General features: G+C 63.4%; 28 protein-coding genes and 2 pseudogenes. 23 read left to right on the top strand and 7 right to left on the bottom strand.

The annotated features are described in order from the left end of the window. Nucleotides 1-22: 22 nt before the first annotated feature. The 6 genes and pseudogenes from M9955_25425 (at nt 23) to M9955_25450 (ending at nt 5,065) form a co-directional block, all read left to right on the top strand. On the top strand, nt 23-730 hold the full coding sequence (locus tag M9955_25425; GenBank protein ID MCO5084989.1) for a metal-dependent hydrolase: 708 nt from the start codon (nt 23-25) through the stop codon (nt 728-730). 22 nt (nt 731-752) lie between these two features. Continuing rightward, entirely contained in the window at nt 753-1,307 is a 555-nt protein-coding gene (locus M9955_25430; protein ID MCO5084990.1) for a hypothetical protein, read from the top strand. A 116-nt stretch (nt 1,308-1,423) separates the two neighbouring features. Next, on the top strand, nt 1,424-1,711 hold the full coding sequence (gene gatC, locus M9955_25435; GenBank protein ID MCO5084991.1) for an Asp-tRNA(Asn)/Glu-tRNA(Gln) amidotransferase subunit GatC: 288 nt from the start codon (nt 1,424-1,426) through the stop codon (nt 1,709-1,711). A 48-nt stretch (nt 1,712-1,759) separates the two neighbouring features. After that, on the top strand, nt 1,760-3,241 hold the full coding sequence (gene gatA, locus M9955_25440; GenBank protein MCO5084992.1) for an Asp-tRNA(Asn)/Glu-tRNA(Gln) amidotransferase subunit GatA: 1,482 nt from the start codon (nt 1,760-1,762) through the stop codon (nt 3,239-3,241). 60 nt (nt 3,242-3,301) lie between these two features. Continuing rightward, a complete protein-coding gene (locus tag M9955_25445) occupies nt 3,302-4,237 on the top strand; it encodes a glutaminase (GenBank protein MCO5084993.1) in 936 nt (311 codons plus the stop codon). A gap of 146 nt (nt 4,238-4,383) precedes the next feature. Then, nucleotides 4,384-5,065 (top strand): annotated as a pseudogene (locus tag M9955_25450) (YdcF family protein). Here the strand turns inward: M9955_25450 and M9955_25455 are convergent. Beyond that, nucleotides 5,017-5,769, bottom strand: coding sequence for a DUF599 family protein (locus tag M9955_25455; protein MCO5084994.1), 753 nt, complete (start codon nt 5,767-5,769; stop codon nt 5,017-5,019). The pseudogene M9955_25450 and the gene M9955_25455 sit on opposite strands and share 49 nt — an antisense overlap. Nucleotides 5,770-6,065: 296 nt before the next feature. On the opposite strand from M9955_25455, the gene M9955_25460 reads away from it, so the two are divergent. The 6 genes from M9955_25460 (at nt 6,066) to M9955_25485 (ending at nt 10,858) form a co-directional block, all read left to right on the top strand. Then, entirely contained in the window at nt 6,066-6,203 is a 138-nt protein-coding gene (locus M9955_25460; protein ID MCO5084995.1) for a hypothetical protein, read from the top strand. A gap of 167 nt (nt 6,204-6,370) precedes the next feature. Continuing rightward, nucleotides 6,371-7,771, top strand: coding sequence for an L-serine ammonia-lyase (locus tag M9955_25465; protein MCO5084996.1), 1,401 nt, complete (start codon nt 6,371-6,373; stop codon nt 7,769-7,771). A 64-nt stretch (nt 7,772-7,835) separates the two neighbouring features. Then, nucleotides 7,836-8,273 (top strand): DUF1489 family protein, encoded by a 438-nt coding sequence (locus M9955_25470; GenBank protein MCO5084997.1) that lies wholly within the window; start codon nt 7,836-7,838, stop codon nt 8,271-8,273. 153 nt (nt 8,274-8,426) lie between these two features. Then, entirely contained in the window at nt 8,427-9,365 is a 939-nt protein-coding gene (locus M9955_25475; protein MCO5084998.1) for a division plane positioning ATPase MipZ, read from the top strand. 78 nt (nt 9,366-9,443) lie between these two features. Then, nucleotides 9,444-10,166, top strand: coding sequence for a VWA domain-containing protein (locus tag M9955_25480; protein MCO5084999.1), 723 nt, complete (start codon nt 9,444-9,446; stop codon nt 10,164-10,166). After that, entirely contained in the window at nt 10,163-10,858 is a 696-nt protein-coding gene (locus M9955_25485) for a molecular chaperone DnaJ (GenBank protein MCO5085000.1), read from the top strand. Before M9955_25480 ends, M9955_25485 begins: the two co-directional genes overlap by 4 nt. A 62-nt stretch (nt 10,859-10,920) precedes the next feature. Here M9955_25485 and M9955_25490 read toward each other — a convergent pair whose 3' ends face one another. Continuing rightward, nucleotides 10,921-12,363, bottom strand: coding sequence for an SPOR domain-containing protein (locus M9955_25490; protein ID MCO5085001.1), 1,443 nt, complete (start codon nt 12,361-12,363; stop codon nt 10,921-10,923). Between the two features lie 248 nt (nt 12,364-12,611). On the opposite strand from M9955_25490, the gene M9955_25495 reads away from it, so the two are divergent. From M9955_25495 to M9955_25515, 5 genes are all read left to right on the top strand, one after another. Further along, nucleotides 12,612-12,941: a phasin family protein gene (locus tag M9955_25495; GenBank protein ID MCO5085002.1), complete on the top strand. Its 330-nt coding sequence runs from the start codon at nt 12,612-12,614 to the stop codon at nt 12,939-12,941. 221 nt (nt 12,942-13,162) lie between these two features. Then, entirely contained in the window at nt 13,163-13,534 is a 372-nt protein-coding gene (gene clpS, locus M9955_25500) for an ATP-dependent Clp protease adapter ClpS (protein ID MCO5085003.1), read from the top strand. A 7-nt stretch (nt 13,535-13,541) separates the two neighbouring features. Continuing rightward, nucleotides 13,542-15,992, top strand: a complete 2,451-nt coding sequence (clpA, locus tag M9955_25505) for an ATP-dependent Clp protease ATP-binding subunit ClpA (GenBank protein MCO5085004.1) — start codon at nt 13,542-13,544, stop codon at nt 15,990-15,992. Nucleotides 15,993-16,106: 114 nt separating this feature from the next. Beyond that, the gene (locus tag M9955_25510; protein MCO5085005.1) at nt 16,107-16,850 is read left to right on the top strand and encodes an AzlC family ABC transporter permease; all 744 of its coding nucleotides are present in this window, start codon (nt 16,107-16,109) and stop codon (nt 16,848-16,850) included. Next, nucleotides 16,847-17,197, top strand: coding sequence for an AzlD domain-containing protein (locus M9955_25515; GenBank protein ID MCO5085006.1), 351 nt, complete (start codon nt 16,847-16,849; stop codon nt 17,195-17,197). Before M9955_25510 ends, M9955_25515 begins: the two co-directional genes overlap by 4 nt. 98 nt (nt 17,198-17,295) lie before the next feature. Here the strand turns inward: M9955_25515 and M9955_25520 are convergent. Together M9955_25520 and M9955_25525 are read right to left on the bottom strand one after the other, a co-directional pair. Continuing rightward, nucleotides 17,296-18,063: pseudogene (locus M9955_25520) on the bottom strand (phosphatase PAP2 family protein). A gap of 301 nt (nt 18,064-18,364) precedes the next feature. Further along, entirely contained in the window at nt 18,365-18,793 is a 429-nt protein-coding gene (locus M9955_25525; GenBank protein MCO5085007.1) for an HIT family protein, read from the bottom strand. An 81-nt stretch (nt 18,794-18,874) separates the two neighbouring features. Between M9955_25525 and M9955_25530 the strand changes: the two genes are divergently transcribed. After that, a complete protein-coding gene (locus M9955_25530) occupies nt 18,875-19,210 on the top strand; it encodes an SMR family transporter (GenBank protein MCO5085008.1) in 336 nt (111 codons plus the stop codon). A 16-nt stretch (nt 19,211-19,226) separates the two neighbouring features. Here the strand turns inward: M9955_25530 and M9955_25535 are convergent, their stop codons facing one another. The 3 genes from M9955_25535 to M9955_25545 are packed head-to-tail and all read right to left on the bottom strand — an operon-like array spanning nt 19,227 to nt 21,690. Then, nucleotides 19,227-20,450: a GNAT family N-acetyltransferase gene (locus tag M9955_25535; protein MCO5085009.1), complete on the bottom strand. Its 1,224-nt coding sequence runs from the start codon at nt 20,448-20,450 to the stop codon at nt 19,227-19,229. A gap of 45 nt (nt 20,451-20,495) precedes the next feature. Next, the gene (locus M9955_25540) at nt 20,496-21,218 is read right to left on the bottom strand and encodes a glycerophosphodiester phosphodiesterase (protein ID MCO5085010.1); all 723 of its coding nucleotides are present in this window, start codon (nt 21,216-21,218) and stop codon (nt 20,496-20,498) included. Nucleotides 21,219-21,225: 7 nt separating this feature from the next. Then, on the bottom strand, nt 21,226-21,690 hold the full coding sequence (locus M9955_25545) for a RidA family protein (GenBank protein MCO5085011.1): 465 nt from the start codon (nt 21,688-21,690) through the stop codon (nt 21,226-21,228). Between the two features lie 134 nt (nt 21,691-21,824). On the opposite strand from M9955_25545, the gene M9955_25550 reads away from it, so the two are divergent. From M9955_25550 to pyrH, 5 genes are all read left to right on the top strand, one after another. Beyond that, the gene (locus M9955_25550) at nt 21,825-22,649 is read left to right on the top strand and encodes a cell envelope integrity EipB family protein (GenBank protein ID MCO5085012.1); all 825 of its coding nucleotides are present in this window, start codon (nt 21,825-21,827) and stop codon (nt 22,647-22,649) included. 101 nt (nt 22,650-22,750) lie between these two features. Then, complete coding sequence (locus M9955_25555; protein ID MCO5085013.1) at nt 22,751-24,055, top strand: hypothetical protein; 1,305 nt, start codon at nt 22,751-22,753, stop codon at nt 24,053-24,055. A gap of 253 nt (nt 24,056-24,308) precedes the next feature. Continuing rightward, nucleotides 24,309-25,091, top strand: a complete 783-nt coding sequence (rpsB, locus tag M9955_25560) for a 30S ribosomal protein S2 (protein MCO5085014.1) — start codon at nt 24,309-24,311, stop codon at nt 25,089-25,091. 120 nt (nt 25,092-25,211) lie between these two features. Then, nucleotides 25,212-26,135 (top strand): translation elongation factor Ts, encoded by a 924-nt coding sequence (gene tsf / locus M9955_25565; protein MCO5085015.1) that lies wholly within the window; start codon nt 25,212-25,214, stop codon nt 26,133-26,135. 103 nt (nt 26,136-26,238) lie between these two features. Beyond that, nucleotides 26,239-26,961 carry a UMP kinase gene (pyrH, locus tag M9955_25570; GenBank protein MCO5085016.1) on the top strand — a complete coding sequence of 241 codons (723 nt, stop codon included), beginning with the start codon at nt 26,239-26,241 and terminating at the stop codon, nt 26,959-26,961. The last annotated feature ends 6 nt before the right edge of the window (nt 26,962-26,967 follow it).

The raw sequence follows: 26,967 nt of genomic DNA on the forward strand, positions 1-26,967 counted from the left end.
CAGAGCGAGACGGGAGTTTGAAATGCAACTGACCTGGTATGGACACTCCGCCTTCCGCGTCGAGGCGGGCGGCGCGAAGATCCTGATTGATCCCTTCTTCACCGGCAATCCGGCCTGGGAAGGCGGCTGGGAGAAGCCGGCCGAAGGGATCACCCACGTCCTGCTCACCCATGGCCATAGCGACCATATCGGCGATTCCGTTGCGATCCTGAAAAAGACCGGCGCGCTGCTGGTCGCCAATTTCGAGATCTGCATGTATCTCGTCGGGCAGGGCGTCAGCGGCGACAAGATCAATCCGGGCAATACCGGAGGCACCGTCGATTGCGGCGGTTTCACCACGACTTTCGTGCAGGCGCTGCATTCGTCGTCATTCAACGGCGAGAACGGCGTGAACACCTATCTCGGCAATCCCCTCGGCCTCGTCCTCCATTTCTCCGGCGACAAGACGCTCTACCATATGGGCGACACCGACATATTCGGCGACATGGCGCTGATCAACGAACTGCACCAGCCCGACATCGGCATCGTTCCGATCGGTGACCGCTTCACCATGGGCGGCGCGGTGGCCGCTCTCGCCTGCCGCCGCTTCTTCGCATTCAAGACGGTGGTGCCTTGCCATTACGGCTCGTTCGGCATCATCGACCAGAACGCCGACAAGTTCGTCACAGGCATGGAAGGTGCCGGTACGAATGTGATAGTGCCCGAAAAAGGCAAGGCGTTTGAAGCCTGAGCCGGCATTGGGGGTGTCTAACATGCTGAAACGATTTGCATTCGTCGCGCCGCTGCTGGCGCTGATCGCGCCTGCGCTGGCGCAAACCGCGGACGAAGCGGTGAAGGGCGTGTATGTCGGGGCCAAGGAACTTTGCGATCAGGCGAAGTCGCAGTCGCTGCAAAGCGTGATCGAGGCGGGCAACACGATCCTGACCAACCGGGGCCTGGAATCGATCGAATTCAACTGCGCTTTCCTGCAGGTGCTGAAGAACCCGCGGATGCCGGCTGGCTGGGTCGTCACCGCCATGTGCGAGGAACCTGGCTACGCATATCCGGAGATGTTCTCGCTGGTCGAGCGCACGCCGGGCGAACTCGAGGTTGCGGTCATGAGCGAGGCGCATGGGGCCTATTCGTTGCCGAGCGACGATGGCCAGGACGCCCCTGCCGGAGAGGAGCAATCGCAGCCGCAGGCCGAAGCCGCTCCGTCGCCACCTTCCCCGCCCGCACAGGAGGAAGAGGGCAGCGGTGACGCCGATGGCGAGGCATACGGCCTTTCAGGCGTCTGGTATCGTTGCGGCGGGGTCGCGGCGCCCTAGCGCCCAAGATAGATCCAATTCGCAACTGCGATACCGCGCATGTTGCGTGGTGGACGGCGCGCCGGTATAGGCCCATCAGTCAATGCTGACTGATCAACCTACCGAAGGGCCGTCCCATGTCCGTCGACATCCAGACCGTGAAGCGCGTCGCGCGCCTCGCCCGCATTGCCGTCACCGACGACGATGCGGAGCGCATGACCGGCGAGCTGAACACCATTCTGGGTTTTGTCGAGCAGTTGAACGAGGTCGATGTGACGGGCGTCGAGCCGATGACGTCGGTCACGCCGATGGCGATGAAGAAGCGCGAGGATCGCGTCACGGACGGCAACAGGGCGGCGGCCGTCGTCGCCAACGCGCCGGCGACGGAGGAGAATTTCTTCCTCGTGCCGAAGGTCGTCGAATAGTAGCGACCACCGTACCGCCTTTCCCGATTTCCGAGAAGAACCAGTCCGATGACCGACCTGACCAGACTGACCATTGCCGAGGCGCGCGACAGGCTGCGCAGCAAGGCTTTCACGTCGAGCGAACTGACCGAGGCCTATCTCTCCGCCATCGACCAGGCCAATCCGTCGCTCAACGCCTATGTCGCGGTCACGCATGAAAAGGCGCGGGAGATGGCGAAGGCTTCCGACGCGCGTCTGGCGAAGAATGAAAGTGGCGCACTCGAAGGCATTCCGCTCGGCATCAAGGATCTCTTCGCCACCGAGAGCGTGCACACGCAGGCATGCAGCCATGTGCTCGACGGCTTCAAGCCACATTACGAGTCGACCGTTTCGGCCAATCTCTGGGCCGACGGCGCGGTGATGCTCGGCAAGCTCAACATGGACGAGTTCGCCATGGGGTCGTCCAACGAGACCTCCTATTACGGCCCGGTGAAGAACCCGTGGCGCGCCGCGGGCTCGAACAAGGATCTCGTGCCCGGCGGCTCCTCCGGCGGCTCGGCCTCCGCCGTCTCGGCCTGGCTCTGCGCGGCGGCAACCGCGACCGACACGGGTGGCTCCATCCGGCAGCCCGCGGCCTTCACGGGGACGGTCGGCATAAAGCCGACTTACGGCCGCTGCTCGCGCTGGGGCATCGTCGCCTTCGCGTCGTCGCTGGATCAGGCGGGGCCGATCACGCGCGACGTCCGCGACGCGGCGATCATGCTGAAATCCATGGCTTCGGTCGACGCGAAGGACACGACATCGGTCGATCGCCCCGTCCCGGACTACGAGGCTGCCATCGGCCAGTCGATCAAGGGCATGAAGGTCGGCATTCCGAAGGAATATCGCGTCGACGGCATGCCGGCCGAGATCGAGGCGCTATGGCAGCAGGGCATTGCCTGGTTGCGGGATGCCGGCGCCGAAATCGTGGATATCTCGCTGCCTCATACGAAATATGCGCTGGCGGCCTATTACATCGTCGCTCCCGCCGAGGCCTCGTCGAATCTCGCGCGCTATGACGGCGTGCGCTACGGCCTGCGCGTGCCGGGCAAGGACATCATCGACATGTACGAGAAGACCCGCGCAGCCGGTTTTGGCCGCGAGGTCAAGCGCCGCATCATGATCGGCACCTATGTGCTCTCCGCCGGCTATTACGACGCCTATTATCTGCAGGCGCAGAAAGTTCGCACGCTGATCAAGAGGGACTTCGAGGAGGTCTTCAAGGCCGGCGTCGACGTCATCCTGACCCCGGCTACGCCTTCGGCAGCCTTTGGCGTCGCCGATCAGGAGATGGCCGCCGATCCGGTGAAGATGTACCTCAACGACATCTTCACCGTCACCGTGAACATGGCCGGCCTGCCGGGCATCGCCGTGCCGGCAGGCCTCGACGGCAAGGGCCTGCCGCTCGGCCTCCAGCTTATCGGCCGTCCCTTCGACGAGGAGACGCTGTTCCGCACCGGCGCGGTCATCGAAAAGGCCGCTGGCCGCTTCGAGCCGGAGAAGTGGTGGTAGGCGATCGGAACTCTTTCCGATCCCTCGCCTGTGGCGAGGGTAGGCTGAGCGCGGTCCGTCATGCCTGACCTTGCGGAAGTCCTGTCCGAACTTGCGGCGGAAATGGCGGCGATCACTGACCGCGGCTCCGTTGCCACCTATATTCCCGAACTCGGCAAGATCGACCCGGCGCGTTTCGGCATCGCCATCGCCACGAACGACGGGCAGGTGTTCACGGCAGGCGATGCGGAAGAGCCTTTCTCGATCCAGAGCATTTCCAAGGTCTTTTCCCTGACGCTTGCGCTCGGCCATGTCGGCGATGCGCTGTGGCGCCGTGTCGGTCGCGAGCCGTCCGGCAATCCGTTCAACTCCATCGTCCAGCTGGAGCGCGAAAACGGCATTCCGCGCAATCCGTTCATCAATGCCGGCGCCATCGTCGTCGCCGACATCCTGCTGGAAGGGCACCAGCCCAAGGAGGCCATCGGCGAGGTCCTGCGCTTCGTCCAGTATCTGGCGGATGACGACACGATCCATATCGACCGCGCGGTCGCCAATTCGGAGCGGGTCACGGGTTTCCGCAATTTCGCGCTCGCCAACTATATGCGTTCCTTCGGCAATCTGCGCCACGCGCCGGAACTGACGCTGGGCGTCTATTTCCATCTCTGCGCCATCGAGATGAGTTGTTTGCAGATGGCCCGGGCAGGGCGCTTCCTCGCCCATGGCGGCAAAAATCCGGACACCGGACACAGCGTCGTCTCGCCGGAACGAGCGCGCCGCATCAACGCGCTGATGCTCACCTGCGGCCATTATGACGGCTCCGGCGATTTTGCTTTCCGCGTCGGTATTCCGGGCAAAAGCGGCGTCGGCGGCGGCATACTGGGGATCGTTCCGGGTATTGCGTCGATCGCCGTCTGGTCGCCCGGCCTCAACGAAAACGGCAACTCCAGGCTCGGTTCAAGAGCGCTGGAGATTTTGGCGAAACAGATGAACTGGTCGATCTTCGCGCCGCGTTCGTGAAAATCGTCACGCCATGGCTATAAGGATGAGCGATGTTCTTCGTCCTGTCGAAAATCTTCTGGTTCTTTCTGCAGCCGGTGAATCTGGCGATATTCCTGCTTGTCATCGGTTTGCTGGCCGCCTTTTTCGGCCGGCGACGGCTTGCCATGCTTGGCGGCGCTTCCGCTGCGATCATCCTTGTCGCGGCGACGTGGACGTCGCTCGGCGCGCTTCTGCTGGGACCGCTGGAGGATCGGTTCCAGCGTCCGGAACTGCCGCAGACCATTGATGGCGTCGTTGTCCTCGGCGGGGGCCTGGAGGGCCAGATCAATCTGGCGCGCGGCGGCTACGAGCTGAATTCCAGCGGCGACCGTTTTGTGGAGACCGCCGTGCTCGCGCGGCGCTTTCCCGAGGCGAGGATCGTCGTTTCGGGCGGCATCGGTGCCTTGCTGCTGCCGGGGGAGGCGGATGCCGATACCGCGCTGCGGCTCTTTACGGCGCTCGGTGTTTCGCCGCAGCGCCTCATTCTGGAGAACAAGTCCCGCGATACCTATGAAAATGCCCTTTTCAGCAAGGAGATGGTCCAGCCGGGACCCGGAGAAACCTTGGCTTCTCGTCACCTCGGCTTTCCACATGCCGCGCTCGATGGCGCTGTTTCGCAAGGCCGGATTCGACGTCCTGCCTTGGCCGGTGGACTATCGGACGGCAGGCGACGAAGGCGTCGGCCTGTTCACCGACAACGCCATCGATTCGCTTCAGGCGACGACGCTCGGTCTGCGCGAGTGGATCGGCCTCGTCGCCTATTGGCTCTCGGGCCGCATCGATTCGCCTTTCCCCGGGCCGACCTGAGGCCTGGATTCGCGAATCACCGCCTCTCTCGCCGCCGAGAAGAACTGCCGGCGCACCAGCACGGCCAGCAGCCACAGCGTCGTGAACGCAAGCGCTTCCGGACCGATGAACCACCCGAGGTAGCCGATCGAAAAGAAGATGCCGCGAAGTCCGGCGTTGAAGTGCTTGCCGGCCAGAATGTTCATTCGTGCCGCCCGCCACACGGTGATATCGGTCTCATCGCTGTGCGATGCCTCGTCGCGCAGGGCAGGGACGGCGCCGATCAGGATGGAGCAGTAGTTGAAGAGGCGATAGGACCAGCCGAACTTGAAGAAGGCGTGCGCCAGCAGCGCCATCAGGCCGATGACCTTCAACTCGAAGACGCCCGGACCGGGTTCGGTGAAGAAGGGAAGTTCCGCCAGCACGTTGTGAACGGTCTCGCGGGAGTTGAGCAGCGCAAAACAGCCGCCGATGGCGATCAGCGAACTGGAGGCGAAGAACGCGGTGCCCTGCTGAAGGCCGGTCATGATCGACGTGTCGATCATGCGGAGTTCGCGCCGCGACATCGTCTCCATCCAGATTTCACGCTGTCTGTTCATCGCCACGCTCAGCGACACGCGCCTGACGAGGCGTCCGTCGGCGGCCAACCCGTGCAGCAGCCACACGGCCAGAAAGAAGGCCAACGCTGCCAGATCTGATGCGGTGAGCGGAATGGAGTCGGCCATTTGCTTTTCTATCACGCCGGCTGGCTCGGGCGGAATGCGAATTGCCGGCGATCCGGGCGCCTCCGAAATGCCTTGTTCGTTGCTATTTCGTATATCAAGATCGTCCCGTAACCTGTTGTAATTTCTGCAAGAATACCGCAGAGCATGGCTACTATGCAGTGCGCTGCCATGTTTTTGCCATTTTTGCAGTTGCGAAGAGCGCGCCCCGGGCGTATCCATCGCAGCGTTCGGGAGCCGGGAACGAAGCGGGACATTCGGCCGTTCTCCGGCGGTGTTGCGGTTTACACTGGGAAATCATGGACGACAGCGTTCAAAAATCCTGCTGGGGCGTAACCGCCAAGGCAGTCGTCGGTATCGCGGCGCTCATGTTGCTGGTCTGGCTGGTCAGCGGCTCGGGAACAGCCACCACGGCCGTCCTCGCGACGGTAAACTGAGCGGAAAGGCGGAATTCCGCCTTTCCTGATATTCTCCCCGATCGAACAAGCGCGCAATGTCGTGCGTCCGCCAGCGGAAGTCGGTGGCAGTAGCTTGTTGACTGCCGAAAGGCCGGAAACCTATTTCTGCCTTTTGACGACGGGCGCTACCCGGGAGATCGGCTGCTGTGTTCCTTTCCGTATTCGACCTTTTCAAGATCGGCATCGGGCCATCGAGTTCCCACACGATGGGACCGATGACGGCGGCCGCGCGCTTTCTCGACGAGTTGAAAGGCAATGAGTGGCCGCGTCCTGCCGGCGTCAAGGTCGATCGGCTGGGGGCGAGTCTCCATGGCTCTCTCGCCTATACCGGGATCGGACACGGCACGGACCGGGCTGTCGTCCTCGGGCTGACGGGATTGACCCCGCTCACCGTCGATCCGGATGCCGTCGATGAGGTCATCGCACGCGTCACGGCGGAGAAGCGCGTCTCGCCGCCTGGCCATCCTGCCTACAGGTTCGATCCGGCTACCGATCTGGTCCTGGACAAGAAGACACCGCTGACCGGGCACGCCAATGGTATGGCGTTCTATGCGTACGACGCATCCGATCGCATGCTGCTCAAGCGCATTTACTATTCGATTGGGGGCGGTTTCGTCGTGTCGAACGAGGAACTCCAGCGCTTGCGCGGACAGGGCAAGGCAGCGGGCGGCAAGAAGGTGCCTTACCCGTTTCGCAACGCGGCCGAGATGCTCGCGATGGCGGCGAAAAGCGGCCTGTCGATCGCCGAGATGAAGCGGATCAACGAAGAAATGCATATGTCCCGCGAAGAACTCGATGCGGGGCTCGACGCGATCTGGAACGCCATGCGCGGCTGCATCGAGCGCGGCCTGTCGCAGGAAGGCATCATGCCCGGCGGTCTGAAAGTGAAGCGACGCGCTCGGCGCTTGCACGACAAGCTTCAGGAGGAGTGGCAGAGCAACCGGCCCAACCCGCTGCTCGCCAATGACTGGCTGTCGATCTACGCCATGGCGGTGAACGAGGAGAACGCCGCCGGCGGACGGGTGGTCACCGCGCCGACAAACGGCGCGGCGGGCGTCGTGCCGGCGGTCATGCGCTATTGGCTGCACTTCCACGCGGAGGCGGATCAGCAGAGCATTCGCGACTTCCTGCTCACCGCCGCCGCCGTCGGCGGCATCATCAAGACCAACGCGTCTATTTCCGGCGCCGAAGTCGGCTGTCAGGGCGAGGTCGGTTCCGCGTCCGCGATGGCCGCCGCCGGCCTTGCCGCGGTGCTCGGCGGCTCGCCGGAGCAGGTGGAGAACGCCGCGGAGATCGCGCTGGAGCACCATCTCGGCATGACCTGCGACCCTGTCGGGGGGCTCGTTCAGGTGCCCTGCATCGAGCGCAACGCGCTGGGCGCGGTGAAGGCGGTCACTGCCGCCTCGCTCGCGATCAAGGGCGATGGCACGCATTTCGTGCCGCTCGATGCGGCCATCGAGACCATGCGCCAGACCGGCATGGACATGAGCGAGAAATACAAGGAGACGAGCCTCGGCGGATTGGCGGTCAACGTGGTGGAGTGTTGAGCCAGCCTGTGCATAACGCGCTTCGCGATTGACCCCTGAGCAGGTCGCGTTAAACCATCCGTCAATGGCCCTGAACATCCTGAAACTCTGTGTCGGCTGCGACAGCGTCGAGGATCTCGAAGAGTGGATCGCGCTGAAACTCGAGGAACGCCGCCGTGCCCGTGAACCGCTTGAGCACTGGCACACCACGCGCATGGTGCCGAACCGCGTCGACGAGGTCACGTCGGGCGGCTCGCTCTATTGGGTCATCAAGGGCAGCGTGCAGTGCCGGCAACGCATCACCGAAATCCGGCCTTTCGTCGATGACGACGGCATCGGCCGCTGCCGCCTGATGCTCGATCCGCAGATCGTGCGCACGGAGTGGCAGCCGCGTCGCGCATTCCAGGGCTGGCGATACCTGAAGCCGGAGGACGCGCCTGCCGATCTTGGGCGATCGCGCGCGGGACTGGTCGCGATGCCGCCCAAGCTGAGGCAGGAACTCGCGGAACTCGGGCTGTTGTAAAGGCTTGACTCCGGGGCCGGCCACGCTTCTTCACCACGTTTCCTAACCACGCCGCTTTACCACAAGCGCGTTCAGCAGGCGGCGCCCGGCACGCCATGGTTGAAATTTCGTTAAAAAACAATCACGGTCTGGCCGCAGTGGAGTTTGAGCGGCATGTTCGTGTCGGGTACCGGCGTTTCCGCGCGCGATGTGACGCGCAAGGCGGCGCATGTCATCGTCGTCGGGAACGAAAAGGGCGGTTCGGGCAAGTCTACGACGGCGATGCATGTCGCGGTGGGCCTGCTCAAGGCCGGGTACAGCGTCGCTACCGTTGATCTCGATGGACGCCAGCTCTCGCTGACGCGGTATGTCGAGAACCGTCGCCGCTGGGCGCGGGCAATGCGCGTGCCGCTCCCGGTGCCGCGCCATTTCCACGTGCCTCCGGCAAAACGCGATGTCGTCGCCGATGCCGAGAGCGACGAATTCCGTCAGCTGACCGACGGCCTGAGCGAGATCGAGGACGCGCACGATTTCGTCGTTATCGACACGCCCGGCTCCGACACGTTCCTGAACCGTTTGGCGCACCGCATTGCCGACACGCTCATCACGCCGATGAACGACAGCTTCATCGACTTCGACGTCTTCGCCCGTATCGACCCGATCAGCTACGAAATCCTCGAACACTCCCAGTATGCGCTGTCCGTTCGCAACGCGCGCCGCGAACGGCGCCAGACCGACAACCAGATCATGGACTGGGTCGTCGTGCGCAACCGCATGGCGTCCATCGGTTCGCGCAACGAGCAGCGGGTTGACGCGTGCCTGCGGAACCTCTCGATGCAACTCGGCTTCCGGATAGCGGACGGCATCGCCGAACGGGTCGTCTTCCGCGAGTTCTTTCCGATAGGGCTGACGGCGCTGGACGAATTCGAAGAGCACCTGCTCACCCACAAGCCCACGCTGTCGCACCTTGCCGCGCGGCAGGAGATCAGGCACCTCATATCCGCGCTGCGGCTGCCGCTGGATGAATATGGACGGCACCGCGCGGATGCGCGCCGGCGCTATGCGGAGATGATGAGCAAGCCGCTGGCGCTCCCCGATATTTTCGCGAATTGACCTTCGCTCCGCCCCGGTATGGTCGCACATTCGGGCGACGGCCTTGCAAGGCTGCTGCATTGGCCACATCTTGATGTCATGACCGACGAAAAGGCGCTCAGACCCCGCAATAGCGACGCCGTACCATCGCAGCGCTCGAGCGCGGGCGAGATCGACGCGTTTCTGAAGCAGGCGCGGGAGGCGATCACGTCATCCCGCGGTGGCAGGCTGATCCTGGCGCTCGACGCGACGATGAGCCGCCAGCCGACCTGGGACCTCGCCTGCGAACTGCAGGGGCAGATGTTCGATGCAGCCGGCAACGCCGGCGCGCTCAATGTCCAGCTCGTCTATTTTCGCGGCTTCGGCGAATGCCGCGCCTCGCGCTTCGTCAACGATACGACCTCCCTGAAGCAATTGATGACCCGCATCGATTGCCGCGCCGGCCATACGCAGATCGGCAAGGTTCTCGCCCATGCGCTGAAGGAAGCGGGCAACGCGCCGGTCGCCGCCGTCGTCTATATCGGCGATGCGATGGAAGAACATATAGATCAGCTCGCCGAAAAGGCCGGCAGGCTGGGTATGCTCGGCGTGCCGGTCTTCGTCTTCCAGGAAGGGCGCGACCGTGATGCCGAAACCGCCTTCAAGGAGATAGCGCGACTGACGCGCGGCGCGTGGTTCCGCTTCGACCGGAGCGCCGCTGCCACTCTGGCCAAGCTGCTAAGCTCGGTGGCGGTTTTCGCGACAGGAGGACTGAAAGCGCTGGAGGCGCGAAACAGGCCCGAGGACCGCCTGATGATCGAACATCTGAGCGGCCATCGATGAGCGTTCTGATCGGCCTCGTCGGTGCTGTGATCGGATTTGCCGCGCTGGCGACACTCTTTGTCCGCATGGATGCGCAGCGGCTGGCGAACGGTTTGCGGCTCGCGGGTCCGGTCGTTCTGGCGACAATCGGCGTGGCGCTTCTGCTGCTCGGCCGCGCCGGCATCGGCGGCATGCTGCTGTCGGGGGCGCTGGCGTGGTTCGGCGCTACGCAAAGGCGCAGGCGGGTCATCGCGACGCCGGGACGGCGGTCGACGGTTCGCACCGCCGCGCTCGAAATGGAACTCGATCACGAGACCGGCGCGCTGGAAGGGCTGGTGCTGGCCGGGCGGCAGGAAGGCAGGACGCTCGGTACGCTCGTGCAGGCCGAGCTTGTCGAGCTCTATGCCGAACTCTATTCGGACAGCGAAAGCCGCCAGCTACTTGAGACGTATCTTGACGGCCGCTTTCCCGGATGGCGTGAGGACCTGAAGGCGGATGCTGGCGGCGGGCAGGGAGTTGCGCCAGGCGCGGGCGCCATGACTAAGGAGGAGGCTTACAAGGTCCTTGGTCTTGAATTTGGGGCTCCCGCGGCGGATGTCCGCAAGGCGCACCGCCGCCTGATGCAGCGCCTGCACCCCGACATCGGCGGTTCGTCTTTCCTCGCGGCGCGCATCAACGAAGCCAAGGACGTCCTTCTCTCCGATCACGGCTGAATTCCCCTTCGACAAAATACATTCCGGGAGACATGCTTGGGCGGCATCAACCGCCCTCGCGGTCATTGCGTGGCGTAACAGGCGATCTTCTGCTTCTTCAGCTGACGGCAGGCGTTGCTGGCGTCTTTCTGGGAATCGAAGCCGCCGAAGCGTGCGCGGTAGTAGGTGGTGCCGCCCTTGTCGAACGTAACGGTATAGGCCGAAGCCGAAGCGACCACCTGTCCGGCGCGGCTCGCGACCGCCTGCAACGCGCTCTTTGCCTCGCTTTCACTCGGTGAGGAAGCCACCTGGATCGACCAGCCCGACGCGGGGGCGCCGGTGGACGCGGTGCGCATGGGATCGACGGCCGCCTTCGGCCGCCTGGCCGGTTCCGTTTCGGCTACGGCGGGCTCAGCCCGCTTCTTTGGCGCGGCCTTCGGCGTCGGCACCTTGCCGCCGAAACGTTCTGTCGTCGGCGCGTCGATCTTCACGCCTGCCGATTCGACCTCGTATTCCTCGCTATCGGCCACCGCTTCCGCAACCGCGTCCTCGGTATCGCCTTCTCCGATTTCGACGAACTCTTCCGGCTTGAAATCCGGAGTAGGCGCGTCGCGCTTCGGCAGCATGGCGATCGCCATGTCCTTCAGGTTGGTCGGCGCGGGCTTGGCGATCAGATCCTTGCCGCCGCGGCCCGAGGCCTTGGGCATGTAGGTCCGGATCAGTTCCGCCATCTGGTTGTCGCGCGCCGCGCCGCTGGTGCCGCCCATGACGACGGCCACGATTTTGCGGTTGCCGTCGGCTACCGACGACACAAGGTTGAATCCGGAAGCGCGGGTGTAGCCGGTCTTGATGCCGTCGACACCCTTGACGCGGCCGAGCAGCTTGTTGTGGTTGGCGATGCGCTGCTTGCCGTACTTGAACGACCGCACCGAGAAATAATCATAATATTGCGGGAAATGCTCGCGCAGCGCGATGCCGAGCGTCGCCATGTCGCGAGCGGTCGTGAACTGGCCGGGGTCGGGCAGGCCGTGCGGATTGCGGAAATTCGTGCCCTTCATGCCGAGGCTGCGGGCCTTGGCGGTCATCATCCGCGCGAAGTTCTGGGTGGAGCCGCCCAGCAACTCGGCGAGCGCGTGCGAAGCGTCATTGGCCGAGCGGGTGATGAGCGCATAGATCGCGGTCTCCACGGTGATGGAGCCGCCGGCCTTCACGCCGATCTTGGTCGGCGGCTGCGCCGCCGCCTGCGCGGAGAACGGCACTGGCGTCGTCTTCTTGATCTTGCCGCGCTGCAGCGCCTCGAACGTCAGGTAGAGCGTCATCATCTTGGTCAACGACGCCGGATAGCGGCGGGAATCCGCGCTCGATGAATAGAGCGTCTTGCCCGTGTTGGCGTCTACGACGATCGCCGCGAATTTCGCGGCCGCCGCTTCCGCTACAACGGAAAAGCTTAGGAGGACTGCGAATAGAAAGGCCGCTGCCCGGCCAAAATGAACCCAGGGGCGGGTCGACGCTGACGCCTGACGCACTACTACATCCTTTGATCTTCTTGTCGGTCCCCAAGACGGCAAAGGTGTCCGTCCAACCATCCGGGAACCTTAGGTGCGTCAGCGTTACCAAACCGTTTATGGTAACCACGCCGTTCATAATTTCCGCCGGTATTGGTTAAAATGCCGGCAATCGGCAGCGGAATAGGCATTTCTTGACATTTTGTGCACTGCACAATAAATAAGATGCATTGCACAGTCCCGACAGGCATTCGAAGAAAGGTATGTCCATGTGGCAGTCGTTTGATGACGTCAGCAGATTCAGCAAGGAGTATGTGGATTCCGGCGTGAAGAGCTTCGCTTCGGTTTCCAAGGGCGCGCAGGCCATAGCCGCCGAGGCCACCGACTATTCCAAGAAGAGCCTTGAGGCCGGCAGCCAGGTTTTCGAGAAGCTGCTCACGGCCAAGTCGCTCGAAAAGGCGATCGAAATCCAGAGCGAATACGTCAAGCAGGCCTACGAGGGCCTCGTGGCCGAGGCCACCAAGTTCGGCCAGCTCTATGCGGATCTGGCGAAGGAAGCCTACAAGCCGTACGAGTCGATCGTCAGCAAGGTCAAGTAACCTTCATCGCATCTTCTGCGACCATCACGGTCGTAAAAAGCCCGGCCGCCGATCGCGCGGCCGGGCTTTTTGCTTTGCCGGGCGAGAAAGGCACACGATTGCGTCAACTCCCCTGACAGGCAGCAGCGAGCCATATTGTCAGCGCCAAAAGAGGGCTTAAAATTGCAGCCGAAGCACATACATGAGTGACGCATGAGTTTCCGGGATCAAGGGCGCGATTGGTGACGAAGGGCGGCACAGCCAAACGGGTCGATGTGACGCGACTGCAGAACGGCGAAGGACGGGGCAGCGGTCCCGGCCGGGGCACTGCGGTCATCACGCGCACGCGGCCGAAGACCAAGAAGCCTTCGCTCTATCGCGTTCTGATCCTCAACGACGACTACACGCCGATGGAGTTCGTCGTTCACGTTCTGGAGCGTTTTTTCCAGAAGGATCGGGGGGCGGCGACGCGCATTATGCTCCATGTCCACAATCACGGAGTGGGCGAGTGCGGCGTCTACACATTCGAGGTCGCTGAGACCAAAGTGACGCAAGTCATGGATTTCGCCCGTCAGCATCAGCATCCGCTGCAATGCGTGATGGAAAAGAAGTGAGGTAACAATGCCGGCTTTCTCCCAGGGCTTGGAAAAGGCGCTTCATCAGGCGCTGACCTTCGCCAACGAACGTCATCACGAATATGCGACGCTCGAGCATCTCTTGCTGGCATTGATTGACGACGGCGATGCCGCCGCCGTCATGCGTGCCTGCAACGTCGATCTTGACGAGCTTAAGCAGACCGTCATCACCTATATCGACACCGAGCTGGACAATCTGGTCACCGGTTACGACGAGGATTCCAAGCCGACCGCCGGTTTCCAGCGCGTCATCCAGCGCGCCGTGATCCACGTCCAGTCGTCTGGCCGGGAGGAAGTGTCCGGGGCCAACGTGCTCGTCGCCATCTTCGCCGAGCGCGAGAGCCATGCTGCTTACTTCCTGCAGGAACAGCAGATGACCCGCTACGATGCGGTCAATTACATCTCGCACGGCATCGCCAAGCGTCCGGGCTCCAGCGAGTCCCGCACGCCGCGCGGGGCCGAGGAGGAGCAATCCGGTCAGGCCAGCGGCGAGCAGAATGACGAAAGCGGCAAGAAGAAGCAGCAGGATGCGCTGACGGCCTATTGCGTCAACCTCAACAACAAGGCGCGTTCAGGCAAGATCGATCCGCTGATCGGCCGCGAGAACGAGATCAACCGCACCATCCAGGTGCTCTGCCGTCGCTCGAAGAACAATCCGCTCTATGTCGGCGATCCCGGCGTCGGCAAGACGGCGATCGCAGAAGGCCTCGCCAAGCGCATCGTCGAGGGCGACGTGCCGAACGTGCTGGCCAACGCGACCATCTTCGCGCTCGACATGGGCACGCTGCTCGCCGGCACGCGCTATCGCGGCGATTTCGAGGAACGCCTGAAGCAGGTCGTGAAGGAACTCGAAGAGTATCCCGGTGCCGTCCTGTTCATCGACGAGATTCATACGGTGATCGGGGCAGGGGCCACCTCCGGCGGCGCCATGGACGCGTCGAACCTGCTCAAGCCGGCGCTATCCTCGGGGGCGATCCGCTGCATCGGCTCGACCACCTACAAGGAGTTCCGCCAGTTCTTCGAGAAGGACCGCGCGTTGGTGCGGCGCTTCCAGAAGATCGACGTGAACGAGCCGTCCGTGGACGACGCCATCGCCATCATGAAGGGTCTGAAGCCCTACTACGAGGAGTTCCACAAGGTGAAATACACCAACGACGCCATCAAGGCGGCGGTGGAGCTCTCGGCCCGCTACATCAGCGACCGCAAGCTGCCGGACAAGGCGATCGACGTGATCGACGAGACCGGCGCGTCGCAGATGCTGCTGCCGGAGGCGAAGCGCAAGAAGACGATCTCGGTCAAGGAGATCGAGGCGACCATCGCGACCATGGCCCGCATCCCGCCGAAGACGGTCTCTGCCGACGACGAGCAGGTGCTCGCCAATCTCGAGGCCGAGCTGAAGCGCGTCGTCTACGGGCAGGATACCGCCATCACGGCGCTGGCCTCCGCCATCAAGCTGGCGCGCGCCGGCCTGCGCGAACCTGAGAAGCCGATCGGCTCCTACCTGTTCTCCGGCCCGACCGGCGTCGGCAAGACCGAGGTGGCGAAGCAGCTTGCGGCGTCGCTCGGCGTCGAGCTGCTGCGCTTCGACATGTCGGAATATATGGAGCGCCATACGGTCAGCCGCCTGATCGGCGCGCCTCCCGGCTATGTCGGCTTCGATCAGGGCGGCCTGCTGACGGACGGCGTCGACCAGCATCCGCATTGCGTGCTGCTGCTGGACGAGATCGAGAAGGCGCATCCCGACCTGTTCAACATCCTGCTGCAGGTCATGGACCACGGCAAGCTTACCGACCACAACGGCAAGCAGATCGACTTCCGCAACGTGATCCTCATCATGACCACGAATGCCGGCGCTTCCGACATGGCGAAGGCGGCGATCGGCTTCGGCTCGACGAAGCGCGAGGGCGATGACGTGGAGGCGATCAACCGCCTGTTCACGCCGGAGTTCCGCAACCGCCTCGATGCGATCATCCCGTTCGGCTCGCTGCCGGTGCCGGTGATCCATCAGGTCGTGCAAAAGTTCGTCATGCAGCTAGAGGCGCAGCTTGCCGATCGCGGCGTGACCTTCGATCTCGCGCCGGAAGCCATCGCCTGGCTGGCCGACAAGGGCTACGACGAGCGCATGGGCGCCCGTCCGCTTGGCCGCGTCATCCAGGAGCACATCAAGAAGCCGCTCGCGGACGAGGTGCTGTTCGGCAAGCTCAAGAAGGGCGGCACGGTGCGCGTCACCGTCGAGGACGACAAGCTGAAGCTGGAGACGCTGCCCGACGAGGTGCCGGTGAAGCCGAAGAAGGAAGAGCCGGAGAAGCCGATCGTCCGCAAGCCGAAGGCCAAGAAGGTCGCTCCGAAGAAGGTGACCGCGACAAAGGCAAAACCGGCTCCGGAAAAGGGCGGTTCCAAGCGCAGTCTCGTGCCGCAACTGCCGCGCAAGGGCTGACGCTCGCCGTTGATGAACATGCAGGGGCGCCTCCGGGCGCCCTTGCCGTTCTTGGGTGGTCGATCCGCCAGATTACCAGTCGCCGCGCGCTGAACGCCGTGCTATCCGCCAGCCATGTCCGCCGAGCAAGATGATCCGGCTACGCCAGCTTTGCGCGTCCGCTGGTTCCTGCGTGGCGCGTCGAAGGCTTTTTCGGTGCCGAGCGCCATTCTTGCCCTGTCTTTCGTGGGGTTCGCCGGGTTGGCGGCGGAGGCCGGGCTGACGGTCGGGCAGACCGTGTTCATGACGGGCTTGATATGGGCGCTGCCGGCCAAGGTTGTGCTGGTGGGCGCCATCATGTCCGGCGCCACGTTGCCGGCTGCGGCGCTTGCCGTAGCGCTTTCGTCCATTCGCCTGATGCCGATGGTCGTCGTGCTGGTTCCGGAAATGAAGGGCTCGCGAACGCCGCGCTGGGTTTTCTACGCGCTCTCGCATTTCGTTGCCGTGACCTCCTGGGTCATCGCGCTGGAGACGCTGCGCCACGTCCCGCGCGAGCTCCGCACTTCATACTATTTCGGCCTCGGATCGACCTTGGTCGTCACCAACATGGTCGTGGTGCTGCTCGCTTTTTCCGTGAGCGACCATCTGCCGCCGATCCTTGCCGCCTCGATCCTCCTGCTGACGCCCGTCTATTTCCTGACGTCGCTCTGGGCATCGTCGAGGGAGCGCGTCGGCCACTTCGCCATGGTGCTCGGCATTGCTCTCGGGCCGCTGTTTCATATCCTCGTGCCCGGCATCGACCTGCTTGCGGGCGGCATTGCCGGCGGCGTGGCGGCCTATGGGGCTCACCGCGTTCTGAAGGCCTGGAAGGCGGCATGACGTTCGATTCGCTTGACGCCTGGTGGTGGCCTTATCTCTTCATCATCGTCGCCGGATGGATGACGACGGATGGGTTTCGCTATCTCGGCGTCTATTTCGGCGGTCGGATATCGGACCAGTCGGAGGCGATGGTCTTCGTGCGCGCGATCGCCACGGCCTTCGTCGCATCCGTCATCGGCAACCTGATCGTGTTTCCCGGCGGCGAGCTCGCTGACGCGCCCGTTGCGCTGCGGATTGCGGCGGCTGCCATCGGCTTTGCCGCCTTCCTCGCGATGCGCAAGTCGGTGCTGGCAGGCATCGTCGGAGCGGAGATCGTGCTGGCTGGCGGCCTGCTGCTCGGCTTCTGATCAGTTTGGCGTGGCGGCGCCTCGGCTTCCCGCCTCTGACTTCGGCCGACGAGCGTCCAGATCGCCCATGCGATGAGTGCGCCGGCATAGCCATCGACCGCGTAATGCCAGGCGAGCACCACCGAGCCGAGCATGATCACGGCCGCAAACGCCCAGAACAAGGGTGCGGTGCGCGGTGCTCTCTTTCCCCAATAGAGCGCGAATAGAACGGCCGACGCGACATGCATGGACGGGAATGCCGAGATGCCGACGCTGCCGGTGGATTTGCCGCTGTAACCGTCCCACAACATGTCCTGAACGGTCAGCGCCCAGATGGAGAAGTGCTCGTTGGCCGCACGGAGCGTCTCCGTCAGCGGACGGTAGTCGCCGCCGAGGCCGAGCCGCTCGAAGTAGACCGGGCCGGCCGAGGAAAAACCCGTTGCGATGAAGAACCCGCCGACAAGCCATGTGAGCATGAAGCTCATCAGGAACTGGTGGCGCAACGGCGTGTCGCGCCTGGCGATCGCCGCCGAAAACCAGCTCACAAGGAGTACGATGAACCAGAGATTATAGGCGAAGTTGACGGCGAAGATGAGCCAGGGCCGGTCCAGGACGGACCAGAGCGCGTCATGCGGCAGATATCCGAAGTGGAGAACTTCGTCGAGTTCGCGGAATGCGACATCCCAGCCGAATGGCACGAGGATGGCGATAGCGCCCTTGAGCACGCTGAAAGCAGTCGCGAAGACGATCACCACGGCGAGGCCGTTGATGCTGTTGGCGAGCCGTTCCGGGTGGCCGAAGAAGCCGCCGAGCGACGCAAGCAGCGCGCGGGTAGGCGAGGGACTCTTTTCGACGAATGCGAGCCGGCCGAGTTGATACGCCGCCATCATACCGCCGCCGAGCAGCAGCGCCATGCCGAGATAGCTGGCGAAGGTCGAAAGCACGCCGAGATCGGGCAGGTTTCCGGTGGCGGAACCGACAGCGATCGCAAGCGCCAGCGATCCGAACGCAACGAGGTGAAGAAACCGGTGCCGGTGGACGGCGGCGAGGAATTCGCCCCGCACCGCGCTGACAAAACCGGCCGCCTGTCCTGTTTCGACTGTCCCGACGATGTGGCTCATCGCGCCCTCGCAATCCGGGCGACGATTTAGCGCGGCGGCGTTACGATTCCGCTAAGCCTGCCGTGGATTATTCCGCAAGCGCGGCACGAATCCTGTCGGCGTTGGCCGACAGCACCTCGGACTTTTCCATCGTTCCGGTGTGCGGCTTCAGCGCGACACCATCGAACCGGGGAATGATATGGACATGCAGGTGGAAAACGACCTGTCCGCCGGCCGATTCGTTGAACTGCTGGACCGTCACGCCGTCGGCGGCAAAGGCCTTCATGACGGCGCGCGCCAGCTTCTGCGTCGTCCTGCCGACCGCGGCGAGGCTTTCCGGCGACACATCCAGAATGTTGCGCGACGGCGCCTTGGGAATCACGAGGCAGTGGCCGTCGCCGCGCGGCATGATGTCCATGAAGGCGAAGGTGTCGGCATCCTCATAGAGCTTGTAGGCCGGCAAGTCGCCGCGCAGGATCTTGGCGAAGACGTTGTTATCGTCATAAGGGGTGGTCATTCGAGCCTCGCGCAGGTGTGAGGGAGCGGATATTTCGCCGGGCATCGCCCGGGCGTCAACCGGGAAGAGGGCGGAACGGCCATGCATGGGAATTATGTCGCCCTCGTCGTCGCCGTGGTATGCGAGGTCATTGCCACAGCCGCACTCAAGGAAACCAACGGTTTCACCCGGCTTGTCCCCTCGCTCGTCACCGTGGCGGGCTATGCGTTGGCCTTCTACCTGCTCGCCATTCCCCTGAAGACGATGCCGGTCGGCGTCGTCTACGCGATCTGGTCCGGAGCGGGAATCGTCCTCATCACGATGATCGGCTGGATCTGGTTCCGCCAGATACTCGACCTGCCGGCGCTCGCCGGCATCGGGATGATCCTGGCCGGCGTGCTCGTCATCAACGTCTTCTCCCGCACGGTCGGCCATTGAAAGAAGCGGGCGCGCTTCAATCCCCCTGCCGGATTTCGCCCTTTCTGTAGGGCGTGTGGCCTTCGTAATATTCACCGATCCGCTCGACCTCGCTCCGCTCGCGTTCGAGATAGTCGGCGATCGCGCGGCGCAATCCCGGATGGGAAATGTAATGCGCGGACTGCGTGGTCACGGGCACATAGCCTCGCGCCAGCTTGTGCTCGCCCTGCGCTCCAGCCTCCACGGCCTTCAGCTTCCGCTCGATGGCGAAGTCGATGGCCTGATGGTAGCAGACCTCGAAATGCAGGAACGGATGGTCTTCTATGCAACCCCAGTTGCGGCCGTAGAGCACTTCTGAGCCGATGAAGTTGATGGCGCCGGCCACGTGGCGGCCGTTGCGCCTGGCCATGACGAGCAGCACGTCGTCGGCCATGCGCTCGCCGATCAGCGAGAAGAACTTCCGGTTGAGATAGGGCCGGCCCCATTTGCGGCCGCCCGTGTCCATATAGAAGGCGAAGAAATCGTCCCAGACCGCTTCGGTTATGTCACTGCCGGTCAGCCGATCGATCTCGATGCCCGCCGCCACGGCTTCCCGCCGCTCCTTTTTCAGCGCCTTGCGCTTGCGTGAGGAGAGGGTGGCGAGAAAATCGTCGTAGCTACCATAGCCCTCGTTGAAGAAGTGGAACTGCTGGTCGGTGCGGATCAGGAATCCGCCCTCTTCCAGCGCGGCGATATCGTCCGGTTCCGCGAATGTCACATGAGCGGAGGACACGCCCAGACGGTCAGTCACGGTCTTCAGCCCGGAAGCCAGCGCCGCCCTCGGCGCGTCGGGTGCGATGTCGCGGTGCACCAGCAGCCTTGGGCCAGTGGCGGGAGTGAATGGAACGGACGCCTGCAGTTTGGGATAGTAACGGCCGCCGGCGCGCTCGAAAGCGTCAGCCCAGCCATGATCGAACACATATTCGCCCTGGCTATGGGACTTCAGATAGCAGGGCACCGCGCCGAGCAGAATGCCGGCCGACGTTTCCAGCCTCAGATGATGCCCCTGCCAGCCGGATCGCGGAACGGCGCATCCGGAATCTTCGAGCGCCGACAGAAAATCATACGAAATGAACGGGTTGTATGTATGTGTCAGACTTGTCCGATCGGCGCCGGCCAGCGTTTGCCACTCGTCTCGGGTGAAGGCGCCTATGCTGGCGGCGGCCCGGATGACGAAGGAGTCATCCGGCGTATGCGCCCCTGAGTCGGTTTCGCCGTCCATGCCCCTTACTTACGCTTCGCATGTGCGAAAACAAGGCGATCGCAATCACGATAGCGCGGCTGGCTGAAAGCCCTCGAACGTCATCTGGTCGGCATGGGCGAACGTGGCCTGCATGGCAGGCTCGTCGCGCACGGTCCACGTGATCACCGGCATGTTCAGCCGTTCGCGCACGAAGCTGATGAAGCGGTTCGGCAGGTGCGCGATGCCGTAGGACACGAAGTCGATGCCGTGGGCCAGCATGGAGAAATGCGCCTCGATCTCGTGTTCTTTCTCACCCCACGCGGTGAGCCCGGCCGGGATGCCCGGCGCATCGCGTCTGAAATCGCGGATCAGCCAGTGGTCGAAGGACATGATGGCCGCCTTGCCGCGATAGCCTTCCAATTCCCGCGCAACGGCCTGCACAAGGCCATCGTCATGGCCGGGAATGCCCTTCAACTCGATGACCAGCGGCACGCGACCGGCAACGAGTTCCAGCATTTCGGCAAGCCGGGGCGCACGATCGGCGGTGCCCCCGATTCTCAGCGCCGCCATCTCCGCCGCTGTGCGCTGCCAGATGTAACCATCCGTTCCCGTCAGCCGCGTCAGCGTGTCGTCGTGGAAGACCACCGGCACGCCGTCGGAGGAAAGATGCACGTCGCATTCGATGGTGTAGCCATGTTCCACCGCGCGGGCGAAGGCGGAGAGCGTGTTTTCCCAGACGCGGTTGTTCATGTCGTGATAGCCGCGATGGGCGATCGGACGCTCGGTCAGCCAGGCAAGCTCGGCCATGGAATGCTCACGCGATCTCGATGACGGCTTCGACCTCGACCGCCGCATTGAGCGGCAGGCTCGGAACGCCTACCGCCGAGCGCGCATGTTTGCCGCTTTCGCCGAGTGCGGCGACCAGAAAGTCCGACGCGCCGTTGGCGACGAGGTGCTGTTCGGTGAAATCCGGATCGGATGCGACGAAGACCGTGATCTTCACGATTCGCCTGATGCGCCCGAGATCGCCGAGGGCAGCCTTTGCCTGCGCCAGAATGTTGACGGCGCAGAGCTTCGCGCCTTCCTTGCCGGCGGCGACGTCCACGTCGCGACCGAGCTTGCCGCTCACAGCCAGCTTGCCGTCCTTTAGCGGCAACTGGCCCGCGGTGAACAGCAGGTTGCCGCTTTGCATGAAAGGCACGTAGTTAGCGGCCGGCGCGGCCGCCGCCGGCAGGGTTACGCCGAGGTCGGCCAGCCGCTGCTCGATGGTTTCGGACATTGTCTCTTCCTCAATTCCTGGGGGTAGTCGGGCCAAGTCGGCGGCAAGGTGCTATTTTTGCCTCGCTTCCGCCACGACTTTTTTTATGGTGGGGCGGATTGTTGCGGTGCAAGGCCGCCGACCTGGAGTGTTCGATGCGCGTCTCGCGCTTTGCATTGGTTCTCGCACCGCTTTTGCTCGCCGCCACGCCATCATGGGCCGTGAGCCCGCTGGCTCCGCACCGGGCCGTCTACGATCTCGAACTCGACAAGGCGTCCGACCGCTCGGGCATCACAGGTCTCTCCGGGCGCATGGTCTACGAATTCAACGGTTCGCCTTGCGAGGGGTACACGGTCAAGTTTCGCTTCGTCACCGATATCCGCACGAGGGAGGTCACGCGGCTGACCGACCAGCAGACAACCACGTTCGAGGACGGCGAAGGCAAGAATTTTTCCTTCGTCACCAAATCCTTCGTCGACCGCAATCCCGATACGGAAACGAAGGGCATGGCGGAGATCGAGGGCGACAAGCTGGTCGTCAAGATCGAGAAGCCGGAGCCAGCCACGATCGACCTCCAGAAGACGCAGTTTCCCACCAAGCATCTGGAAGAACTTATCGAGAAGGCCAAGGCCGGCGAGACGTTCTACCAGACGAGCCTGTTCGACGGCTCCGAGGACGCCGACAGGGTGATGTCCACGACCGTCGTCATCGGCAAGAGGCAGACGCCCGCCGACAGCGATCCGGAAAAGAAGGTTCTGGCAGGCCTCGGCGCGGACGGGTTCTGGCCGGTGGACATCGCCTATTTCGACGAGTCCAAGAACGATGGCGAGGAGACGCCGGAGTATCGCATCAGCTTCAAGCTACACGAGAACGGCATGAGCCGCGATCTCGTGATGGATTACGGCGATTTCTCGATGAGGGGCACGCTGGTCAATCTTTCGCTGTTCCCGGTGCCCGCCGAGACCGACTGCGCCAAATAGGCCGATCGGCACGCCGCTTCCCGGTTCCGCGTAACCTTTTCTCGACCGCCAGCGCGCATACTACGTGCATAGCGACTTCGGATGTTTGCGGCGGGGTGGATTTGAGCAAGATCGACGTCTTCGTGGCACCCCGGCCGAAGCGCTGGATGATCCGGGCGACCACCGTGATCAACCGCGTGGCGATGCTGCATGGCGTGCCGGGCCTGCGCGATATCTGGCCCTTTTCGCTCGTGCCGGGGATTCGCGGCATATCCAATGTGCGAATAGTGGATTTGCCGGATGCGGATTTCGAGCGGTTGAAGGCGACGTGCGGCACCGGCAAGGCGACCTTCATCGTGCCGAACCATCCGGAGTTCTTCACCGACTGGATGATCGACAAGGAGCTTCTGTGGCGAACCGCGCCGATGGCCGCATCTTGGGCGACCCATACGGTCGTCAACGGTCTCGGCGGCCTTATGCAGAAATTCTGGCTCGCCAACAATCTGATCGCGCAGATCCCCGGCAACTCGGATGGCTCGAGACGCTACTCTGTAGAATGGGCGGCGAAGGGCAACGGTGTTCTGCTTCACCCGGAAGGCTCGGTCGGCTGGCACAATGACTGGATCGCGCCGTTGCTGCCGGGAGCGGTGGAGATGGCGGCGGATGCGCTGACGCTCGGCCGTGGCACGATGCCGGATTTCCGGGCTTTCGTGGTGCCGGTCGTCTGGAAATTCGTGTTCCTCGATGATGCCGAGCCCGGACTGCGGAAGGAGGCGGCGTATGTGCGCCGGCGGCTCGGTCTTCCGCCGGCCCGGCGTGCCGTTTCAAGCGCCCAGCAGGTGTTCGACATTTACGATGCGCTGACCCGCCGCGATTTCGAGCGCTACGGCCTGACGGCGTCGGGCTCCTCGCCGCTACGGCAGCGGCATGCGGCGTTGCTCGATCTGCTCGGTGGGATGCTCGCCGAAGCAATCGGCTTCGACAAGACGAATGTGTCTCGTGAAGAGCTTCTGCGGGCCGCGCGCCGCTGGTTGCGCGAGAACAGATCCGTCGAAAAGCGCCGGCGCGAGGAGGTGAGGGAGCTTCTGGACGATCTCGCTCGCGTCGCGCGGCTCGGCGCCTTCGCCTTCGAGGCCGAGGACATTACGCAGGAACAGGTGGCGGAGCATCTGAAGCGCCTGCGCAACGACTACTGCAAGGGCACGCTGCGCGACTCCATCAATCGTTTCGTGCCGCAGCCGGTGGCGCCGCGCAAAGCCATCATCCGTGTGCCGGAGCCGATCGAGATTCTGGATACCAAGCCGGACGTGGAGAAAATTCTGGCCGAACTGCGCCATCGTCTTCAGGCGGCGCTCGATCAGATCAACGCCGAACTGCGCGGGCGAGGCGCGTTTCGGGTGGAGAAGAACCCGTTTCGGCAGGATTAGATCGGCGGAAGCGGATCGGAGGGGATGTTCGCCCCCGCGACGGCCCGAATCCTGACCCATCTTGCGTTTTCCGGCATCTCCCTCTATATGCGCGCACATTCCACACACGGACTTTGGTGTCTGTCCGGGAGAAATCCGGCTGATACCTCCGGTGGCGGCAGAAGCTAACCTCCGAAAAGCTCAGGCCTTTCGATCCGGTTGAAAGCGGAAGCTGTCGATGTCCGTGGAGGCCAACCGGAAAGGAAAATAAAGAATGGCTCTGCCAGATTTCTCCATGCGCCAGCTTCTTGAGGCTGGTGTTCACTTCGGCCACCAGACCCATCGCTGGAACCCGAAGATGGCGCCCTACATCTACGGCGCCCGCAACAACATCCACGTCATCGACCTCTCGCAGACCGTGCCGCTGCTGCATCAGGCTCTGAAGCAGGTTTCCGACGTTGTCGCCCGCGGCGGCCGCGTGCTGTTTGTCGGCACGAAGCGCCAGGCGTCCGATATCGTCGCCGAGGCGGCGAAGAATTCGGCTCAATATTACGTCAATTCGCGCTGGCTGGGCGGCATGCTCACCAACTGGAAGACGATCTCCAACTCGATCCAGCGCCTGCGCAAGCTCGACGAGATCCTCGCCGGCGGCGAAGCCCAGGGCTTCACCAAGAAGGAGCGCCTGAACCTCGATCGTGAGCGCGAGAAGCTCAACAAGGCGCTCGGCGGTATCAAGGACATGGGTTCGACCCCGGATCTGATGTTCGTGATCGACACCAACAAGGAAGCGATCGCGATCCAGGAGGCCAAGCGCCTCGGCATCCCGGTCGTGGCCGTCATCGACTCGAACTGCGATCCGGACAAGATCGATTTCCCGATCCCGGGCAACGACGACGCCGCGCGCGCCATCCAGCTCTACTGCGACCTGATCGCCCGCGCCGCCATCGACGGCATCGCCCGTCAGCAGGGCGCGCTTGGCATCGACGTCGGCGCCTCGGCGGAGGCTCCGGTCGAACCGACGCTCGACGAGACGTCCGAGGAAGCGCCCAAGGCCTGATCGTGGAGGCTTCTTCGGAAGCCTTCAAATCACTGAAGAATTCGGCGCGCAGGATCGCGTCGGCGAACGGCGCATCATCGGATCGATGGTGCGCCGCCGTGTTTACCAAGAGGTTTTGAGATGAGCATTTCTGCTGCACAGGTGAAGGAACTCCGCGAGCTGACCGGCGCGGGCATGATGGATTGCAAGGCCGCCCTTGCCGAGACCAATGGCGATATGGAAGCCGCGGTCGACTGGCTGCGCAAGAAGGGTATCGCCAAGGCTGACAAGAAAGCCGGCCGTACCGCCGCGGAAGGCCTGATCGGCGTCGATTCTGGCCTGCGCGAGGCCGCGATCGTCGAGGTTAACTCCGAGACCGACTTCGTCGCGCGCAACGAGGCCTTCCAGGAGATCGTGCGCAACGTCGCCAAGGTGGCGCTCGCCCATGACGGCGACCACGCGAAGTCTTCGGCTGCCAAGTATCCGCATTCGGACAAGTCCGTGGCCGACACGGTGAAGGATGCCGCCGGCACCATCGGTGAGAATTTGAGCTTCCGCCGCTCGGCCAAGCTCAGCGTTCCGACTGGCGCCGTTGCGACCTATGTCCACAATTCGGTCGCCGACAATCTCGGCAAGCTCGGCGTGCTCGTTGCGATCGAGACCACCGGCGATGCGGCGAAGGCAGGCGCTTTCGCTCGTCAGGTCGCCATGCATGTCGCGGCCACCAGCCCGCTTGCGCTCAGCGAGGCCGAGGTCGATCCGGCCGCCGTCGAGCGCGAGAAGGCCATCTTTTCTGAGCAAGCCCGTGCTTCCGGCAAGCCGGAGAACATCATTGAGAAGATGGTCGAAGGCCGTCTGCGCAAGTTCTACGAGGAGGTCGTGCTGGTGAAGCAGGCTTTCGTCATGAATCCCGACCTGACGGTCGAGAAGGCGCTGAAGGAAGCCGAGAAGGAAATCGGCGCGCCGGCGAAGATCACCGGCTTCATCCGCTTCGCGCTCGGCGAGGGCATCGAGAAGGAGGCGAGCGACTTCGCGGCCGAGGTCGCGGCGGCGGTGAAGAAGTAACGCCGCATCAATCGCTTCCTGCGTATTGCTGAAAGGGCGTCGCGTGACATCGCGGCGCCCTTCGTGTATCGCAGCACCGCATCCAGCGAATCCAAGGAAGACAATGACGGCGAAGCCCCTCTATCGGCGTGTGCTCCTCAAGGCGTCGGGAGAGGCCCTCATGGGCCGTCAGGGGTTCGGCATCGATGTCGAGGTGGTGGACCAGATCGCCTCCGACATTGCCGAGGCGCGTGCGCTCGGCGTCGAGGTCGGTGTCGTCATCGGCGGCGGCAATATTTTTCGCGGCGTCGCCGTTGCCTCCAAGGGTGGGGACCGCGTTACCGGCGACCACATGGGCATGCTCGGCACGGTCATCAACTCGCTGGCGCTGCGCACCTCGCTCGTGAAGCTTGGCGTCGATACGGTCGTCCTGTCGGCCATCGCCATGCCGGAGCTCTGCGAGGGCTTTTCGCAACGTCAGGCGACAGCCTATATGGACGCCGGGAAAGTGGTGATCTTCGCCGGCGGCACGGGAAATCCTTTCTTCACGACCGACAGCGCCGCCGCGTTGCGCGCGGCCGAGATCGGCGCCGATGCCCTGTTCAAGGGCACGCAGGTCGACGGCATCTATTCGGCCGACCCGAAGAAGGACCCGAACGCCACGCGCTACGATAGGATCACTCACCAGCAGGTCCTGGAGCAGGGCCTGTCGATCATGGATACCGCCGCAATTGCCCTTGCGCGGGAAAACCACATCCCGATAATTGTCTTCTCGATCCACGAGAAAGGCGGCTTCGGGGAAATTTTGAAGGGCGCGGGACGCTGCACGGTCGTAGCTGACGCCTGACCTGGC

It is taken from the genome of Rhizobiaceae bacterium (genome assembly GCA_023953845.1).
Lineage (GTDB): Bacteria > Pseudomonadota > Alphaproteobacteria > Rhizobiales > Rhizobiaceae > Arvimicrobium.